The following is an 18507-nucleotide window of genomic DNA, read 5'->3' on the forward strand; positions in this document are numbered from 1 at the left end:
GTTATGAGAAAAAAAATACTTACATTATTGCTACCAGGAATACTTATCTCCTTTACCCAGCCTATTTCTGCTGAAAACCAAACAGGATTAACAGCTGATCAAATTCGACATGAACAGGCATTAACAGAGCTCAGAAAGCAAAAAGAAATTCTCGAACTGAAGCACTCTCAAGCAATGCTTATCAGAGACTGCCATGAAATGGGGATTGATTGTCGCGAAGCTGATTTAGATATCCGGCAAGACCATCTCAATGATCTATCGACTGAGATAGATAGCCAAGCCCCCCTTCTTGCTACATCACTGGAAGAGAGTTCATTTTCACTTGAAGGAATAAAAAGCAAATCTAGCGTAAGTCCTACGTTAGAAGCGATCCAGAATGATAGTGCAAAACTTAAATATTCTGGTGAGACTCAATGGGCCCTTGTCGGAGAAACAGTTGGAGAGTGGGTTATTACCCATATAGATGCCTCAAAAGTACGCATTAAACACTCCGGAAACTCTAATTCCAAAACCTTAGTTTTAAATTGGTGATTACTATGACTGGAACAACTGAACTATTTCAACGCATATTAGAAAAGCTTATATCTCAAGGCGTTACAGACTTAATAAAATCATCACATTGGCCAATACCAGAGTCTGACGAAGCGATCTATCACTCACTGATTGAAGAGGGCGTCTCTACCAAAGATATAGCTACGGCTTTCTCTCAATTAAGTAATAAACCTATCTACAGCATTGATGATGGTGAGTTTGAACACGAAGGTGCTGGATGGGGCATTGCAAACAATACCTTATACATTGTGAACCCTTATGGGCACACAATTGAAGAAATGCTCGAAGAACAGGCTAAAGGGAAAGTCAACTTTAGCAAAACCGGCATTTTAATAGGCACTTCCACTATTACATTAACCCAAGCTGCCAGCAAAACCGAGCTAGATAAAAGCATTAATGAAATGATCGAAAGCGCCTTAGAAGTAGGTGCCAGTGATATCCATGTTTCACCACGCACCCGTAAACATTTATCAATACAGTTTCGCTCGGATGGTGTAATCAAACCATATCAACATAAAATCAGTATGGATGAGTATCAGGATTGGTCGAACAAATTGCTTGGACGGGCTGGAAAAATCGGTGGGAAGCCAACTAAACCACTTGATTTAAAGTTTAACTATCTCTGGAAGGATAAAGACATACAGGTACGTCTAGCTGCATCACCAGTAATGAGTGGCGGTGACCCCTATTTCTATTTTGTTATGCGGTTATTGAACCCAACAGGCCAGCAAAGGCAGCTCAAAGACATTGGTTTTCCGAAGGTTGAGTATGAAACCCTAAAGACCCTTTGCCGTTCTCCAAAAGGATTAGTAATAGTCACCGGTCCCACTGGTAGTGGTAAAACAACAACGCTATACGCCATGCTCCAGCTAATCCAGGAATTACGACCTGGGGATTCCATTCAAACATTAGAAGATCCTGTCGAGGTTGAATTACCAGGCATCAATCAGACCCAGATAAATAATCAAGCTGGTATGACATTCGCTGAAGGTTTAAGAACAAAACTTCGTCAAGACCCGGATGTAATTCTCGTGGGTGAGCTTCGCGACCTTGAAACCACGAATCTTGCAATTGAAGCCTCCATGACCGGTCACTTGGTTCTTGCCACGATGCATACCAATAGCGCGGTTCAAACCATTAGTCGATTGACAAATATGGGTGTTAATCCATCAACCCTTGCCGATTCTTTGCTTGCAATATCAGCACAGCGAATGGTGAGAAATGTTTGTAAAGAGTGCTCCACAGAAGAAGAGTTTGGACAGAATACTGGTGTTGCTGAAAAGTACTCAAGCCTACGTGGTGCACCTCAACTTGGTGAGCCCATTAAGGTTGCAGACCATAAAGGCTGTTCCAAATGTGATGGAGGTTACTCAGGTCGAAGTCTAGTTTCTGAGCTGATGATTATCGACCCATGGACACAAAATCAAATTCTTGAAGGTACATCTGCAAATGTTATCGAAGAGAAGCACCGCAACCACCAATACTCAACCATGTGGGACAACGGTATCAACATGGTCCGCCGAGGAACAACAACTATCAGTGAACTAGAAGCCAGGCTTTCTCCGCTTGCGAGCTATGGCCAACATTTCACTTATGGCCGTGAAACCAACCTGCTCTAATTTTTAAGGAAAAAGTAAATGAACATAAATCTTAAACAAAAAGCCCAAAAAGGCTTCACATTAATCGAGCTCATGATTGTCGTTACTGTATTGGCCATCCTTGGCACCATAGGTATGCGCGGTTTTAACGCATGGGTAGGCGGTGCGAATGTGGACGTGGCTACCTACTTTGTTGAACGTGATTTTCTTTCAGCAGTTACTCAGTGCTACCGCATCAATCGTGGCTACGGTAACTGTGACAAAGCAGAACTAACGCGTTATGGTTTAAGCGACCAGACTGCTTGGGATACGGCCTGGACGGTTAGTGTAGCCGGCAACACCTTCAATATCTCTATGCCGGTACCAGATGATGAAGATGGTACAAATTTAGCAACACGTCTAAATTCATCTGAAGTTGAGCATATTAATAATGCCTCTTATTCTGGCTCAAACGTAACAGTTGAATTGGTAATGCCATAATGCAATTCGTTGTTAAATTTCGACATTTGGATGGCAGCACTCGCCTTACCTTAATGGAAGCAGAACATCAGGTTGCTCTTCTTGAGCAGCCTGGGCTTGAGGATGCAATAGAAGGCTCCTGGGAAATACCGTTTGGATTAAAGATTGGTTCAAACAAACTTAAGCCTGAAGAACAATTACTTCTTGTTGCTCAAGTCGCAACGCTGGTTGACTCAGGTGCCGATATAACTCAAGGCATTACTGAAATTGCAGTAAGTACTCCTTTTCTGAAGAAGCACATGCAAGATCCCAGAATAGAACACGCCTCACGAATATCAGATTATTTAGAGCTTTTTGGGGTAGACGGTAATGTAGTGTTGCTTGTTCGCTCTGGTGAAGAGTCAGGTCGTATGAGTCAAGCCATTAATATGGCAGTTGAAAACATTCAGCAGGATATTGAGCTGAGAAAAGCCACCAGCGCGGATTTGAGGCTGGGACTAACTTATTTAATCCTCGGAATATCATCCATTTTGCTATTGAGCTTAATACTTGGAGGTCCAGCACAGCAAATCATCGACGTGCCTCAGCTTAAAGCAAATAATGCAACACGCCTTATCGTTAAGTTAAGGGCAATTCAAACTGACCACACGCTTCTCTTCTTATTGGTAGTTGGTGGGACTATGGCTGGAATACGCTACCTTTTGAACAATGTCTCAGAATTTCGCGGCTTATGGGGAGTGCGACAACTAGATGATCTTTTAAAAGCCAGAAGATCAGCAAATTTTCTTGCTGCTTGGATGCCTCTGTTTGCGTCGGGCTTCAGTCCAGACAAATCCCTTAATTTGATTGCCAAAAACAACAGCGGCACAAATAAACTAGCTGTCGAGTCAATTATGGATGGTGTGGAGCAAGGTGCGACTATCCCTCAAAGCCTACTCGCTCAATACTGGTCACCTAGCTTTATTATTGGTATGAAAGCTTTCGATGCAGCTCATGACGAAGCACGACACAAATTATTAGTGCGTATCAAAGGGATGTTAATCACAGAAATATTCGTTACAGGAAAACGCTTCTCTAAGCTTGCGTTGCACATTGGCATGATATCAGCTGTATTTACAGTTTTTTTGATTGCTGCAGGATTCTATGCCCCAATGCTACTGTCGCGTGGTGGGTAGTGAAAGGTTACACGCTTGTCGAATTATTGATAGTTACAGTGCTACTTTCAATCTTAGCCACACTGGGTATGCCCGTGATTAAAGAAATTATGGAGTCACACAGGGTCATTTCCACAGTTGAAACTATGAAAGCAATTGCTGCATCAGCTGATGTCGCGAGACGATTACCAGGGGGTGATATCTTTACAGATGCTTCTACGAGCGAGATTGCTACTTTACTCAATAATTATGAAGCAAACTCGCAGGGCTTAACAAATAGCCCATTGCAGACTTATTGGGGAACGAGCTACTTAATAACCACTACCGGACAATATGCCACTGTAAGAGTGTCTATTCCGCTACGGGATATCAATCCGTTTGAAACCATCGCAACGTCCTCTGGGGCTAGCACTATCCTCCTAGTTAGCCATAAGCCAAGGGGCGTTAATCGCTCATCAGTTGTCACTTCAATTTATAACAAACGTCACCTCTATTTGGAATCCACAGATGATTAAATATCGTTCTCAAACATTGAGCCAATCTGGCTTTACGATAATTGAGCTGTTGGTTGTGATGATGGTCATAAGCATTATGGCTGCTCCATTTGCCTATCAGCACATTCAGAAGTTTGAAGAAGACCGGATTGCCATTACCGTTGCTGAAGTTAATGACCTGTTTCAGTCAGCTCAGAACTTTGCAGCAGAACAGGATGGGGAATGGCCAAGTGAAGCAGATAACTGTGCGACAGCTATTTCTACTATGGACACTGAAAACTATCTTCAAGGATTTAACATTCGATCACCCTTTGGTACTAATTTAAGTACCAGTTGCACTACAGGAGAGGGCAAAAGATTTATCATCACAATTGATGCAGTAGATGCTGGTAATGCCGAGCTTTTAGATGCTGGCCTTCCCTCCAGCACCGTGTCAGGCAGCCTTGTTACAGTATCTGTGCCTCTTCCAGCTGTCATTCCAGCTCTTGAACATTTGCTGCCAAGAGATGGCTCAAGACCAATGACCGGTGATTTAGATCTAGACGACAATAATATTCTAAAGGCTAACCAAATCGAGACAGAAATGGTTCTATTGAACTCTATCGTGACGAAAGACTCAGCCTGTGCGACTAACGGATTAGTAGCAAGAGATAATATCGGTAACTTACTTAGCTGTGTAAATGGTCAATGGAAAGGACCTGAGGGCTCACCTATAAGCATGGTTAGCTACTTCAATCGATCAACATGCCCAGATGGATGGGTTGAGTCTAATGGTTTAAACGGTACTTATGATGTTCGTGGTGCATTCATTCGTGCTTTAGATCGTGGCAAAGGACTTGATTCAGGTAGAACACTAGGAAGTTATCAAGCTGATAATGCACCTCATATCAATGATTACCAAATAAGGCGTGGAAATATCGGAACACTTGGATGGGGATCAACTGGCACATATGGATTGCCAACGAATGGAGCATACACAGCGTGGCAAGCTACGGGTGAAGGTGGAGCTGGCGGCGACCGTTGGCAAATCAGAATGCGGCTGAAAGGTGGAGAAACAAGACCTAATAACGTAGCTCTACTTGCTTGTCAGAAACAACCTTGAGACGGAATATGAAAGACCAACTTAACGATATCAAGCTATATGATAAATTCGCAATCCTTAATCGTGCTGGTAAACACGAAATATTAAAGGATGGTGACTCATGGGATGAGCTCAAGAATCTATATAACGAAATTATGGAGATGCATCGTCCAGATCAGACAGTAGAAGTTTCCGATACTTCAGTAATGTGGAAAGATGACCGCTGGCGTTGCCATATTTTCAATAGTGACCGAGGATGGGGCTGTGCAATGCGACGCAATCCCTCAGTCATTCCTCACTTACAAGACGATTTGGGGTTTGAGCTAGACAAAGTTCTTTCGCTAACTAATGGTTCCGGATTAATAATTATAGCTGGGCCAACAGGTGCTGGTAAGACAACCACGATGGCATCGCTTATTAATTACTTGTCAGAACGCGGTGAATTGGGCGATACAGTCACGATCGAAGAGCCAATAGAATACAGCCATAGTGATCCACTTATTTGTCAGCGAGAAGTAGGTATCAATGTTGGTAGTTTTCATGGCGGCGTGCATGAGGCAATGCGTCAATCCCCACGTAATATAATCATAGGTGAGATCCGACACCCAAACACTGCAGAAGCTGCAATTCAGGCTGGTCTAACTGGACATCGAGTATTTGCAACCTTACATGCTGAAAACATACATGAAGTGGTCACTAGAATGTTCGGGTTACTTGATAAGCAACATGATGAACTGCTACCACAAGCTATACAGGGATTCATCTGTCAACATTTAGTACACGGTATCAGTGGAAAGACGCACTGTATTTACGAAACATTACATGCTTCTCCACAAGTTCGCAGCATTCTCTCACAGGGACCAGCAGCACTACCTCGTTTAAATCACGAGATGTATCAGCAAAAAAGAAAATCACTCTCAGAATATGCTAAATCTCTTGTGATTTCAGGCCAGCTTCAGGTAGAGGAAATAGTTCGATGGACCACAGAATGAGGTTTATGATGAGAATACTAAGAAGCTTTGTAAGTATACTTTTCACCGCAATGCTGGCCACCCCAGCTATTGCACAGACTTATACTGTTCAAGCCGGTGATAGCTTATGGAAGATTGCTGAAAAAACCAAAGCACAGGATGTAACGGTTCATCAAATGATAGCAGCGATACATGTAAATAACTCAGCTCTATTGGGTGCTGATATCGGAAACATTAAGCCAAGCATGGAATTGGCAATCCCATCCCAACCGGCAGCCTCTAACGCAAGCTCTAAACATGCCACGCAATTACTTAGTGCCACCGGTAGCCCATTTTCGACACCCACAAGAAATACACGAATTGATTCCATTCAAAAGAAAATAAGCCGTATCGAGAATGAAATCGAAGACACAATCGAAGCCCTTACAACAAGTCAAGACAGCTTCGACGCAATGGTTACTCCCTAGGAGAAAAAACGACAAAGAGTTAAACAATAATGCCGACCTTATGCTTTTCATAAGGTCGGCATTTTCTTTTTATCATGTATGTATGCCGATATGATTTGAATCGGTGGAATATCAAAACTATCACCACTCAAACAGATGCAGCCAGTTCGGGGAGTTTCACGGCGCCGGAGGGCATCCTGATAAAGATCCAAATAATCTTTATGATGACTTCCTGTTCTTGCCAATATACCCTCGTCATACCCCTCATTCAGTTCTACACGAGCCATTTCAAACGACTCCATGAGCGTCAGCAGTTCATTATCCACCAGCAATAAATCGCTATATGATTTGATTGAATTGAGTTCTTCAAGATAGGGTACTAGTGGCTTTAAGGCCAATTCGACATTATTTTGCAATCTTTCATAGTAGCTGGCCATTGAATCGGTAGGTTCTGTAAACCAGGCTTCATCATATTCAGAACATCCATCTGTGCTTTCCATAATCGATCAACCAGGACTAAGGAAGCTGTGCTTCAATTTGAGCAGCACGTTTGCTTTGAATATCTGAAAAGCTATCAGCGGTACCGGCAGCGAAAGTGGAAGTAATAATCACCATTGCTGCAATAAAAATAATAAGTGTTTTCATGGGGAATGCCCTCGTAAAAGAAAGTAATTACGGGGCAGATATGAATGTCACACAGGGACAAAGTATCTGTCCCGTGTGGGTTGAGCTATAAAAAGCCCAAAAACAAAAAAACCGCATGCAATGTTATTGCTGTGCGGTTTTCGTTATCACCATCCACCTTAGTGGGTTGGCAAAGTGCTCTAAATAAATAGAGAATAAGTAAATATTAGATACATCGTGTAAAAGTGTCAAACCTCGAATACTGGACTATCTGAACCCGTCCGCAAATTGGTCCAGAATCTTCTGCTGCTTTTCAGCTTCAGCATGGCTATATTGAGAGGTTGTTTTCAAATCCATATGCCTGGCCATCTTGGAAACTGTTGCAATATCACTGGTCGTTTTGAATAGCTGAGTGACAAATCCGTGTCTTAGCCAATGTGCAGATGACCTCCTGATATTTTTCACACTTACCGGATCAGGGAAATCATTTAACATTTCCTTATTAATACCTAATTCATTAATTTTAACGTAGTCTGCAACATCTCTGACCAGTGACTTGAATATTCTGTGAGCGGATGTCCGATCTGTAACTGATTTTGTACCCTTAATGCTTAACAATAAATGCTCATTCTCTGATGGCATATTATTAAGCCCCAAGCTAGATCTATATTTTATTAACTCTTTTATAAAACGTGATGGAAGTGTTAAGGGCTCAGCCTCAACACGACCTTTACCAATAACATTTACAGACCAAACGTTATTATGAGCAATATCTTTTCCTGTTATGGTTAATAGCTCTGATATTCGAAGCCCAGTCAGGAAATAAGCAAACCAAAGCCATCTCTGTCTTGCAAGTACTCTAGCTTTTTTATCATCGGACGGATCTACATCAGCAAGATAATCGTTCACTGCTTTAATTTCGTCATCACGTAAATGACGCTCTACTTTTATTCTAGTTGCCTTAGCATTTTTTTCCTCACCAAAAACATTATGAGTAAGATATCTTCGCTTCACCATCCACGAATAAAAGCTTGATATTGTGGCGCTCAGCTGGCGGATAGAAATTCGACTCAAACCATTAGATGCTGAACCGGGCATTTTAATGAAAGGCTTCCAGTTCTTGTCAGTTCGCTTATATCGCTTGCTGGAACAAAACTCGTCATCTGGGTTTTCTAGCCAGTGAATAAAATCCTGCGCATCTGTTGAATCTGCCTCTCTGAATGTTTTTCTTCTTTTTTTATTTAGAAAAATTTGTAGTCGTTTTAGATCTCGCTCGTAACTCTCAATTGTTCTTGGTGACAATCCTCGACCAGATTTATCTTTTTGATACAGAAAACGTATCGCTAACCATTCATCACTGAACTCTTGGATATTATTTAAGCTAGGAGTAATGTCTGAATTAAGAACTGGAAAATTCGCATCCTCCGTTTTCACCAATTCTCCTATTAAAATCTCACTCATACTCTAAATATTCTCTCATTCATAATTTTCTAATGAATATAACCGAAAATTACTAAATTGCAACCTTACTGGAATAAGGTTGCATTTTATATCAGGGTGAAATTTTGCATGTTAGTCAGTCAGATCATCACTTGCGTGAATGTGATTCTTGTATCACTTACTTGTACAGATTCTTAGTAAAAGCATGTCCTTTTCAGAACTAAAAGTATGTCTCTTTGCATTAAAACTATGTCCGAAGTGTGATTCTTAGTAAAAGCATGTCCTTTTCAGGGCTAAAAGTATGTTTCTTTGTAGTAAAACTATGTCCTAAGCTCTGAACTTAGTAATTAAAGTATGTCCAAAGCTCCGATGTATTACTAAAAAGGTAAATGCAACATTGTTGCTGCGGTACTCATAAGGCATAAGATCGTATTCACTCGTCTTGCGTAGATCACTGTTGCCGCCCATTATTTGAACGGTTAATAGATCATCACCTCATGTGGGGTTAATGCTGGTGTTACTGCCTATTTCTAGCGTTTCAATAAGACTCCGTTTTTAAGAATTCGCCAAAATAATGTACCGTCCAATCACCCCGAATTGTTATTCAAACCCTTAGCAGCTTGTGTTCCTGAATCCATGAAGACCTTAAGTTCTGTATTGCGTTTCCCTAACATATTTATTTCTCTGTTTTCGACATTAACATGCTTAAAAGATAATGCAGCACCCTCACCTAATCTCAGCCCATAAAATAAAAAGTGTTAAATAACCCTTGTATTATTTGTAAAACGGCTCTACCCCTGCTGGTTCATATCCTAGCCATCAGAATCAAGTGAGGGGTGCTCTGCTGATTCAAATTGTTTTCTGGCATCATCTTTCCATTTAATCTTTTTGCACACTGTATGAATGATATTTTTTGACTGACACGATATTTTCGACTGTTCAAAGTAAGCTTGAAAAAAAATTACCTTATCCCTCCCTGACCAGATGTCACTTAGATGACGAACAAAAGTTGTTAAATCATGGATGACTGCCCGGCTTTTCACTAAACGATATTTCAACTTTTCAAGGTCGATAAGTTTTACATCCCAACCATTTGCACTTTGACGAACCATGATGTGTTTTGGGTAGAGACAATTATGCTGGTAGTGATGTTTATGTAAATCGCGGATGACTTTGGCTATACTTGATATCAATGTTTTTTTGTCTTGTGGGACTAAAGTTGAAAGTTCAATTTTATCCAAACTGATATACCCTTCTAAAGCCTTGGTAACTAGAACAGCTTTGGCGCCTTTTGTATCGAAATATAAAACGTCCAACGTTGGTATATTTATGGCGTGAAGTAATTGAATGTTATGGTATTCACGCAAAAAAGTTGGAATACCGTTAAGTGGATGTATAAGCGTCCTTGTCATATGATTTTCTTGCCGCTTGATAAAAACTTTTTCTGATCTCCCAAAGTTATCAATCATACATTTGACAACACCACTCCAACCGCCGCGACGAACATTGGGTGTTTCAAACCAGGGTGAATTAATATGCCAAAGTTCTTCAAAAACTTTACTGTCCTTGTTATGGGGCGAGCGTAACAAACTGACTCTATTGATAGTGTTTAACATGAAATATTCTCATTTTTTTTCGAGAATATAAGTTCGCCACATCGCGTATTTCGGGATGAAATCTAGATAGGCTTTTATAGTGAAACCACCCTCGTTGAATTCTTTTTCAATAGTCCGTTGAGGTATGACAAAACGGTTCTGATAATGGCGTTTAGTTCGATTCGATTCGAGTTTTTTTCGTTTCCAGGCTTTAACGTTACCATCCACCCAAAGAGAAATAATCACCGTGGATTTACTTACACGGTGAAATTCTTTTAATAGTTTAAGACGATCCTCGGAATAACCAATATGGTGCAATAAACGGATGCAGAAAATATTGTCAACATAACCGTCACTAAGTGGTAATGAAAAAGCAGAAGCTTTAAATGTATGTATTTTCTTAATGAGTTGTTTTTCGCGATATTGCAGCCCTATATCAATCATTTTCTGACTGTTATCACAGGCATAGACATGCCTTTTAGGGTTTTCAGTCAGCACATCCCAAAAGCGTCCGGTGCCACACGGGACATCCAATACGCTTGTCGGATTACCCGCTATTTTTAAGGCTGTTCTGGCGATCTGTTGATCACGCCAGTTTGAAAGTTTTCTTGCTAAACCATCTGTGTGTTTCTGGAAATAGGCTTTAGCATGTTGTTCAGTATATTTTTCAGCAAATTCAAGTTTTTTGCTCGTTTGATCTGACATATTAGGCCGCTTACTCAATCTGATAAGGAAGCAGTATTGTCTGACTTGAAACTTAAGAAAGGCTTAACTTAATCGATGTTTCCAAATGGATGAGTTTGAACTTAGAAGATATCCATATGAATCGTATTTTAAATACATCCTGAGCATGATCTAGAAACTACGTCGATAAGTAATTGCAAATTTTCCATTAAAGTATGAAACCTAATGTATTGCTAATCACTGATTCCATAACGTTGTTCTCGATATAGCCAAGAAGGTAACAATGAGTGTGCTAAAGCTTCCTTCTCTTGTGACTCACTTGCGTCGCCGATAACTTCCATACGTCGTTTTAACCTATCATATTGTCCAGATTTCGCTGGTTGATCCATCCTTAAAACCGTCACATCTGTCCCCTTCATAAGTGCAAAATAGTCAGCAAACTGCATCATGGCGCGGCCAGGTGAAAGCTGTTCTGACTCAATGGTTAAATCGCGTCCAATCATCGGATGATTCGCAGAAATGCCCATTAGAGATAACAATGTGGGAGCTAAATCAACTTGACTGGAAACGGTTTTAATCTGCTTAGATTCAGTGTCTGCTCCTAGTATCATTGCCGGAATGTGAAAGCCAGAGATTGGCACTAGGTCATCACCATAAACCCGATTAGTATGGTCTGCTACGACTAGAAACAGTGTGTTATCCCAATAATCACTTAGTTTAGCTTTATCAAAAAACTCTCCTAATGCGTAATCAGCATATTTAACCGTGTTGTTATCCGTTTGTTTAGGCTGGTCATAAGGTTGAATACGACCATCAGGATATTCAAATGGAGTGTGATTGCTAGAGGTAAAAACAAAACTCAAAAATGGTTGATTTTTGGCATTTAACTCCGAAAGACGCTGATGTGTTTTATTGAGTAAATCTTCATCAGACACACCCCAGCTACCTGTAAAGATTGGATCCTTAAAATCACGCTCATCAATAACGGATTCAAAGCCATTGCCAATAAAGAAGCTGGCCATATTGTCAAAATGAGACTCTCCACCGTAAATAAATTCAGTAAAGTAGCCTTGTTGTTTTAATAAACCACCAAGTGTGAAAAAGTTTTGTTGGGCCAACGACAATTTAACAACGCTTCGAGCAGGAGTCGGAAGGTAACCACTGACCACCGCTTCAATACCCCTAACAGATCGCGTTCCGGTTGCATAAAGTTGTTCAAACCACCAACCTTCGTTTTTTAATCGATCGAGATTTGGTGTTACCGGCAGTCCACCAAGATATTCAACATAACTTGCTCCCATGCTTTCTTCCAGAATTATTACCAAATTGAGTGGTTTATCTCGGTGTTGAGTTGCTTGTTGAAAATGCATGGTAGGATTCTTTGCGTCTGAATCATTTGGAATCCATGGATAGAGTTGACTCAACGTGCCAAGGACTTCTTCATGAGACATTTTTCCATAAAGCTCTGAGGATTTGTCTTCGTGCTGCATATTGTAAATCGCAAAATAAACAGACCATGCCGAATTGATGTAAAGACTATTAACCATGGCATCTGAAGTTCTGGCAAATAATGCTGGATTTGCTGGACGATGTCCGAGTGAAGACCGGATCATCAAAGCTAGGATTACCACCAAGACAGGCCAAAACAACCATATCTTCCATTCTGGCCAGTCAAACTTGAAGTTGATGATTTGTAATTTGAGTAATCGTGTGATGCCCCAACCTGATAAAATCGTTACCAGACTCCCTACCAGAACTTCAGCCCTGAAACCGTTCCATAGCATTGAAGATACTTCATGAGGGTATTTAAGATATTCAATGAACAGACGATTTGGCCTCAGATCATACTGCGTGATAAAAGCGGGTGTAGAAATCTCCATAAAAACAATAAACGTCAGGATCAATACGCTCCATATCAATAATATCCACCGAGAGACAGGCCAAAACCATCGATTAACAAGTATTGGTAGTAATAGAGCTATGGGAGTCATTAACATTCCCATAATAATCAGATCCGATCTAACCCCCTGACTGAACATGGTCCAAAGGTCTGTGACAGCCGAAACTCTATCCCATTGCCAAACCACCAAACCCATTCTCGATAATGAGAGGATGAACAATCCTAGCAACATGATTTTGATAAATAATTGATATGGCCCAAATATCAGCCAAGTTCGGTTTAGATTCTTAAGCATTTATTTATATTTCCCGTATGCATTAACTGCGTCTTATTGGCTGATATGAGTAGTCAGCTGCAAAGAATTGAGGCCAATATAAATTTCAATACTTAAGCGTTGCTTAAGAAATCGAACATAATATGAGCCTAGTAATTTTTGTTGAGGTAAAAAATGAAGACGGGCTATACGGGATTAAAAAGATTGTTTTATGCGACACAGTATTCATACCAAGGATTACGTGCCAGCTGGGAAAGCGAGGCTGCCATTCGCCAAGAGCTCCTACTTATTGTATTTCTGGTGCCAATCACATTTTTGCTTAATATCACATCAGTTGAGCAAGTAATGTTGATCTTTAGCTTGGCTTTTATCGTTGTCGCTGAACTACTCAATACGGCATTAGAAACCGTTGTTGACAGGATTGGTCATGAGTTTAATACGTTGAGTGGTAAGGCAAAAGATATTGGTTCTGCTGCAGTGTTTGTAAGTTTGGTTACGGCTTTTTTGACGTGGTTAATTATTTTATGGTGAAACAAGCTATCTATAGGAACCATACCTTTTGGCTACTATTACTAGTGTATTTTTGCTTAATGATGGGACTAGAGTATTTTGGAGGAGATCTGAAGCTTGCTGGTTATATCTATGCTTTAGAGGGACAGCAATGGCTTTTACGAAAACATTGGCTAACCAATGAAGTTTTACATGATGGTGGCCGATGGTTGAATTATATAGCAGTGCTATCAGTATTAGTTATCACCATTTTTTTCACTGTTAAACATAAACAATACTCCTCCCTGGCTAGAGCATGGCAAGGACTAACATTGTCATTAATCGTCTCATTTGTTGCTGTCAGTTATCTCAAATCTATTACCGACATTGACTGCCCCTGGAGTTTAGAGTTGTTTGGTGGTGATAGACCCTATTTAAGCTTATTCGCTCATAGATCCAACAGTCTGCCCATGGCTTACTGTTTCCCCGCCGGCCATGCCAGCATTGGTTATGCTTGGGTAGCATTATTTTTTATGTTGAGAGAGATAAAACCAGCTTGGCGATATTATGGTCTGGGAATCGGCATGGGCTTTGGCTTACTCTTTGGTTTTAGCCAACAATTAAGGGGAGCACATTTTCTCTCACATGACATCACAACTTTATTTATTTGTTTGTTTTCAAGCTATGTCATTTTTAAATTACTTTATTCCGATCAAAAAACGGCCGAAATGGTTTGATAAGTGAGGAAATAACATAATGCGAATTTTGTTAATCGAAGATGATCAGCTATTAGCGTTAGGGATCATAACCGCATTAAAGCGTATGGGTTACCAATTGGAACACTGCACGACTGGATTACATGCCAAACAAGCTCTTTTGAACGGTGAGTTTGCATTACTGATTCTGGATCTGGGCTTACCCGATGGCTCAGCTGTTCCACTAATTAAATCAATACGTAAAAATGGACATACATTGCCTATTTTAGTCTTAACAGCACAAGATCAAATCGAAATTAAGTTATCAGCTTTGAACAATGGTGCAGATGATTACCTAGTTAAACCCACGGATGTCCGTGAAATTGAAGCTAGGATTCGGGTACTTGTAAGACGCAGTTCTGAACGAAAGGATGATATTTTATTTATTTCAAGCTTGAGATTAGATTTACAGACTCATGACTGTGAATATAACGGTCAGAGCGTCATATTAACAAAACGAGAATTTCTTTTGTTAAAGGAGTTTATGATGAACCCCAATCGTATTCTAAGCAGACAATATCTTGATGAATTAAGTTACGGTTGGGAGGGTGACATAGACAGCAATGCAACAGAAGTTCATATTCATCATCTGAGAAAAAAACTATCAAATGATTTGTTTAGAACCGTAAGAGGAATTGGGTATATGTTAGTAGAAGAATATGACGTTTAACTCGATCAAATTATGGTTGTTAGTTAGTATAAATCTACTGATGATCATCATATTAGGGATGACAGCTTCAATTTCGTACCATAACTCACTTCACGAAATGGACGAGATTTATGATGCCCAGCTTGCTCAAACTGCACGCTTATTGTGGACCTTATATAAAGTTAACCCCAACAAATTTTCTGAAGATCCCATTGTAATCCCTGTGCCAACAAGAATTGATACAGGTGAACAGCTTACCTCTGCACAAGAAAGGATGTTCCCAGAGCATAAATATGAAAGCAAAATTGCTTTTCAGATATGGCGTAATGAAAAGTTAATCTTACTATCAGAAAATGCCACTTCTTTTTTAGCACAAAGTAAAACAGAAGGCTTCCATGAAATAGCGGAAAAAAATTATAAATGGATAACCTTTAGTTTGTATGATCCTGTCGAAGATATTTGGGTCTATACATCTCAGCGAGAAGATGTTCGCAGTGAAATGAGTGGACACATGGCGGCAACGCAAATACGACCCTTATTATTATTAATTATTCCATTAAGTATTTTAATTTATTTTATTATTGGACTAAGTTTAAGACCACTTAGTCACTTAAGCCAACAGTTGAGAGATAAAAAACCTGAAAAGTTAACTGAAGTTCACACCAACTTGCCGAGTGAATTAAAACCAATACAAGTAGCCATTAATGGTTTGTTAAAAAGGATAACTCTTTATCTTGATAAAGAAAAAAGATTTATCATCGATGCATCACATGAACTTAGAACACCGCTAAGTATTCTTCAATTACATGCTCAAAATCTCAACTCGGATTTAACCGAACAAGAAAAACAACAAGCAATTTCGGCAATAGATACTGGCAGTAAAAGGATGGTTCATCTGGTCAATCAATTACTTGCTATGGCAAGAATTGAGCAGTCTTCTCTACTCGCTCCTCAAAGGCTTAATGTGAATGATTTGCTTGAACAAAGCATGTCACAGCTATCAATCCATCAACTAGAGAAAGTAAGCTGGTCAACTAAGATTGATAGAAATTGTGAAGTTTATGGTGATCCATCTTTACTGCAAATAGTGATGCGAAATTTATTGGATAATGCGGCCAAATATTCAGAGCAAGAACAAGTAGTTGAAATTGAAGTAACAAATGCTCCAGAAAATAATGTTCTAATTACAATTAAAAACAATAACAACATTATTACGGAGTCTGATCGTTTGGGAGAACGCTTTTATAGGCATAGCCAGCACCAGCATATTGCAGGGGCTGGACTCGGATTATCGATAGTAATGATGATTATTGATTTACATCAAGGCCAAATCACTTTCACACAGCAAAAAGAACAGTTTGAAGTAAAAATAATACTGCCAATAAATTAGATTTAAGCATTTTTTAAGATTCAACTTATAGAGTGGGAGTTAATAACTTTATAAGTGGAATTTAACAATGTTATCTCTCGCAAAAAAATCTTCATCTTATTTACAAAGTAATACATTTTATATAGCGATTAGTAACTCAATAGCAATCCCATCTTGGGTATATATAATTTTGTCATCACTATTTATCACTGTTACTTACAATTTACCTATATTTTATTTTTTATTCAATCAACTTAACGCTTTTGAGCCATCGCTACAATTTAAGATAGTCGCTCTTAGTTTTATGATGAATCTTATATTGGTTTCATTATTCTCGTTTAAAAGACTGTTAAAAGGTTGGCTCCTGATACTAATTACTATTTCGGCCTTTAGCAGCTACTTCATGATGAAGTATGGCATCCTCATTGATAAGGATATGCTGCAAAATGTGGTTGAAACGGATTGGAATGAAACTCAAGGCTTGATTGGGACCGGATTATTTTTTCATTTAGTATTGTTTTTGTTTATACCTGCCATGATTAACAAAAAAATGAATATACAATGGGGAGGTTTTGGACATCAACTAAAAGTATGGCTCACACTTCTAATAATAACTTTTATCCTCCTCGCAGGATTTTTACAGTTTAACTACAAAGAACTTTCTTCCTTTTTTAGAAATCACCGTGAAGTTAAGCATCTAGCCGTGCCATTCAATGCCATTTCAGCAAGTATTTCTGTCGGGGAAAAAATAGTAGCCTCCGCTTTTCCAACTGAATTTCAATTGGTAGCATTGAATGCAAAGTTAACTACACCAATTAATAAAATTAAACCAAATTTATTTGTAATGATCGTAGGCGAAACGGCAAGGGCAGATCATTTCACTCTCAATGGTTATCATAGAAATACAACACCAAAGCTATTGCAACTGCTAGATAATACTCCTGATTCAATGGTGAACTTTAGTGATGTTGCTTCGTGCGGAACGGCAACAGCTATCTCTGTTCCATGCATGTTTTCATACCTTAATCAGGCAAGTTATGATGCTGATATAGCCAAAAATAGTGACAATGTACTCGACATTCTTCAACGAGCAGGCGTTGATGTAACTTGGTTGGATAACAATTCAGGTTGTAAAGGGATGTGTGACCGAATTCTAACTCAAAATATTATTAATTGTGATGGTGAGCAATGTAGCGATCTGGAATTAATTCCAGCATTTGAAAGAAAAGTAGCTTCAATACCGCCTTCAAAAGATGCATTTATTGTGATGCATCAGTTAGGTAGCCATGGGCCGGAATATTTTAAACGCAGCACCGTAAGCCAAAAGAAATTTTTCCCTGAATGCGAAACAAATCAACTGCAAAAGTGTTCACAGCAAGCCATTATTAATGCTTATGACAACAGTATTTTAGCTACAGATGAACTGATTGCTGAGACTATTGAATCTTTAAAAACCCTTGAGTCTGAATATAATGTTGGCCTTTTATACATTTCTGATCATGGTGAATCTTTGGGTGAAAACGGTGTATATCTCCACGGTTTGCCCTATCGAATTGCTCCTGAAGCCCAAAAACATGTTCCGATGCTAATCTGGTTATCTGATAGCTTTAAACATGAAAATAATTTTGATTGGGAAAATACGATAGCAAACAAAGACAAATCAATAAGCCATGATTTACTATTTAACTTGATACTTGAACTTATGAATATAAAGGAAAATCGATAATAGATCCGACACAACCATGCTCTGCTCTATCTGATCTTAACTAAGTCTTAATGCCATTAATAATCTCGGTAAAATCCAGATATTCATTGCAACAAACTAAGTCTCATAGTTACATATTAATTTTAATACCCCAAAAGAAGTATCACGTCTTTTAAGACATTTTTTTACTATCAAACCACGCTTAAGCTCGACTTTTACTACAAAAACATGGGCTGACTTTTACTACTGGGAAAAATTAGTCTGAATA

19 protein-coding genes are annotated in these 18507 nt (G+C 39.4%); 13 read left to right on the plus strand and 6 right to left on the minus strand.

All coding sequences use genetic code 11. The features are described from left to right. The first annotated feature begins 3 nt into the window (after positions 1–3). From B3S93_RS14185 to B3S93_RS14220, 8 genes are read left to right on the plus strand one after another with little or no spacing between them, the layout of a single operon-like run. Entirely contained in the window at positions 4–531 is a 528-nt protein-coding gene (locus tag B3S93_RS14185) for a hypothetical protein (RefSeq protein ID WP_292404276.1), read from the plus strand. 5 nt (positions 532–536) lie between these two features. Further along, positions 537–2171 carry a GspE/PulE family protein gene (locus tag B3S93_RS14190; protein WP_292404273.1) on the plus strand — a complete coding sequence of 545 codons (1635 nt, stop codon included), beginning with the start codon at positions 537–539 and terminating at the stop codon, positions 2169–2171. Positions 2172–2189: 18 nt separating this feature from the next. Next, a complete protein-coding gene (locus B3S93_RS14195) occupies positions 2190–2630 on the plus strand; it encodes a type II secretion system protein (RefSeq protein WP_292404269.1) in 441 nt (146 codons plus the stop codon). After that, positions 2630–3784: a hypothetical protein gene (locus B3S93_RS14200; RefSeq protein WP_292749149.1), complete on the plus strand. Its 1155-nt coding sequence runs from the start codon at positions 2630–2632 to the stop codon at positions 3782–3784. The genes B3S93_RS14195 and B3S93_RS14200 overlap by 1 nt, the downstream gene beginning before the upstream one ends. Further along, the gene (locus B3S93_RS14205) at positions 3784–4278 is read left to right on the plus strand and encodes a pilus assembly FimT family protein (protein ID WP_292404263.1); all 495 of its coding nucleotides are present in this window, start codon (positions 3784–3786) and stop codon (positions 4276–4278) included. Before B3S93_RS14200 ends, B3S93_RS14205 begins: the two co-directional genes overlap by 1 nt. Beyond that, on the plus strand, positions 4271–5359 hold the full coding sequence (locus B3S93_RS14210; protein ID WP_292404261.1) for a type II secretion system protein: 1089 nt from the start codon (positions 4271–4273) through the stop codon (positions 5357–5359). Before B3S93_RS14205 ends, B3S93_RS14210 begins: the two co-directional genes overlap by 8 nt. Positions 5360–5367: 8 nt before the next feature. Further along, positions 5368–6330, plus strand: a complete 963-nt coding sequence (locus B3S93_RS14215) for an ATPase, T2SS/T4P/T4SS family (protein WP_292404258.1) — start codon at positions 5368–5370, stop codon at positions 6328–6330. Between the two features lie 5 nt (positions 6331–6335). Next, the gene (locus tag B3S93_RS14220) at positions 6336–6776 is read left to right on the plus strand and encodes a type IV pilus assembly protein FimV (RefSeq protein ID WP_292404256.1); all 441 of its coding nucleotides are present in this window, start codon (positions 6336–6338) and stop codon (positions 6774–6776) included. A 47-nt stretch (positions 6777–6823) separates the two neighbouring features. Here the strand turns inward: B3S93_RS14220 and B3S93_RS14225 are convergent, their stop codons facing one another. The 6 genes from B3S93_RS14225 to B3S93_RS14250 all read right to left on the minus strand — a co-directional run bounded on the left by B3S93_RS14225 (position 6824) and on the right by B3S93_RS14250 (position 13293). Further along, positions 6824–7255, minus strand: a complete 432-nt coding sequence (locus B3S93_RS14225) for a hypothetical protein (RefSeq protein WP_292404254.1) — start codon at positions 7253–7255, stop codon at positions 6824–6826. Positions 7256–7271: 16 nt separating this feature from the next. After that, positions 7272–7400 (minus strand): hypothetical protein, encoded by a 129-nt coding sequence (locus B3S93_RS14230; RefSeq protein ID WP_292404252.1) that lies wholly within the window; start codon positions 7398–7400, stop codon positions 7272–7274. A gap of 246 nt (positions 7401–7646) precedes the next feature. Beyond that, positions 7647–8840 carry a tyrosine-type recombinase/integrase gene (locus B3S93_RS14235; RefSeq protein WP_292404249.1) on the minus strand — a complete coding sequence of 398 codons (1194 nt, stop codon included), beginning with the start codon at positions 8838–8840 and terminating at the stop codon, positions 7647–7649. A gap of 791 nt (positions 8841–9631) precedes the next feature. Beyond that, complete coding sequence (locus B3S93_RS14240) at positions 9632–10435, minus strand: lipopolysaccharide kinase InaA family protein (RefSeq protein ID WP_292404246.1); 804 nt, start codon at positions 10433–10435, stop codon at positions 9632–9634. Positions 10436–10444: 9 nt separating this feature from the next. Then, positions 10445–11119 carry a class I SAM-dependent methyltransferase gene (locus B3S93_RS14245; RefSeq protein WP_292404243.1) on the minus strand — a complete coding sequence of 225 codons (675 nt, stop codon included), beginning with the start codon at positions 11117–11119 and terminating at the stop codon, positions 10445–10447. A gap of 212 nt (positions 11120–11331) precedes the next feature. Next, positions 11332–13293 (minus strand): LTA synthase family protein, encoded by a 1962-nt coding sequence (locus B3S93_RS14250; RefSeq protein WP_292749155.1) that lies wholly within the window; start codon positions 13291–13293, stop codon positions 11332–11334. A gap of 153 nt (positions 13294–13446) precedes the next feature. Here B3S93_RS14250 and B3S93_RS14255 point away from each other — a divergent pair, with 153 nt between their 5' ends. The 5 genes from B3S93_RS14255 (at position 13447) to B3S93_RS14275 (ending at position 18260) form a co-directional block, all read left to right on the plus strand. Continuing rightward, the gene (locus B3S93_RS14255) at positions 13447–13803 is read left to right on the plus strand and encodes a diacylglycerol kinase (protein ID WP_292404237.1); all 357 of its coding nucleotides are present in this window, start codon (positions 13447–13449) and stop codon (positions 13801–13803) included. Beyond that, positions 13797–14498, plus strand: a complete 702-nt coding sequence (locus B3S93_RS14260) for a phosphatase PAP2 family protein (RefSeq protein ID WP_292404234.1) — start codon at positions 13797–13799, stop codon at positions 14496–14498. The genes B3S93_RS14255 and B3S93_RS14260 overlap by 7 nt, the downstream gene beginning before the upstream one ends. A 19-nt stretch (positions 14499–14517) precedes the next feature. Beyond that, positions 14518–15186 carry a response regulator gene (locus tag B3S93_RS14265; RefSeq protein WP_292404231.1) on the plus strand — a complete coding sequence of 223 codons (669 nt, stop codon included), beginning with the start codon at positions 14518–14520 and terminating at the stop codon, positions 15184–15186. Between the two features lie 58 nt (positions 15187–15244). After that, positions 15245–16555: an ATP-binding protein gene (locus B3S93_RS14270; RefSeq protein WP_292404228.1), complete on the plus strand. Its 1311-nt coding sequence runs from the start codon at positions 15245–15247 to the stop codon at positions 16553–16555. A 67-nt stretch (positions 16556–16622) separates the two neighbouring features. Next, positions 16623–18260, plus strand: coding sequence for a phosphoethanolamine transferase (locus B3S93_RS14275; protein WP_292398567.1), 1638 nt, complete (start codon positions 16623–16625; stop codon positions 18258–18260). Positions 18261–18507 lie beyond the last annotated feature (247 nt).

Source organism: Methylophaga sp. UBA3613 (genome assembly GCF_002375415.1).
GTDB lineage: Bacteria > Pseudomonadota > Gammaproteobacteria > Nitrosococcales > Methylophagaceae > Methylophaga.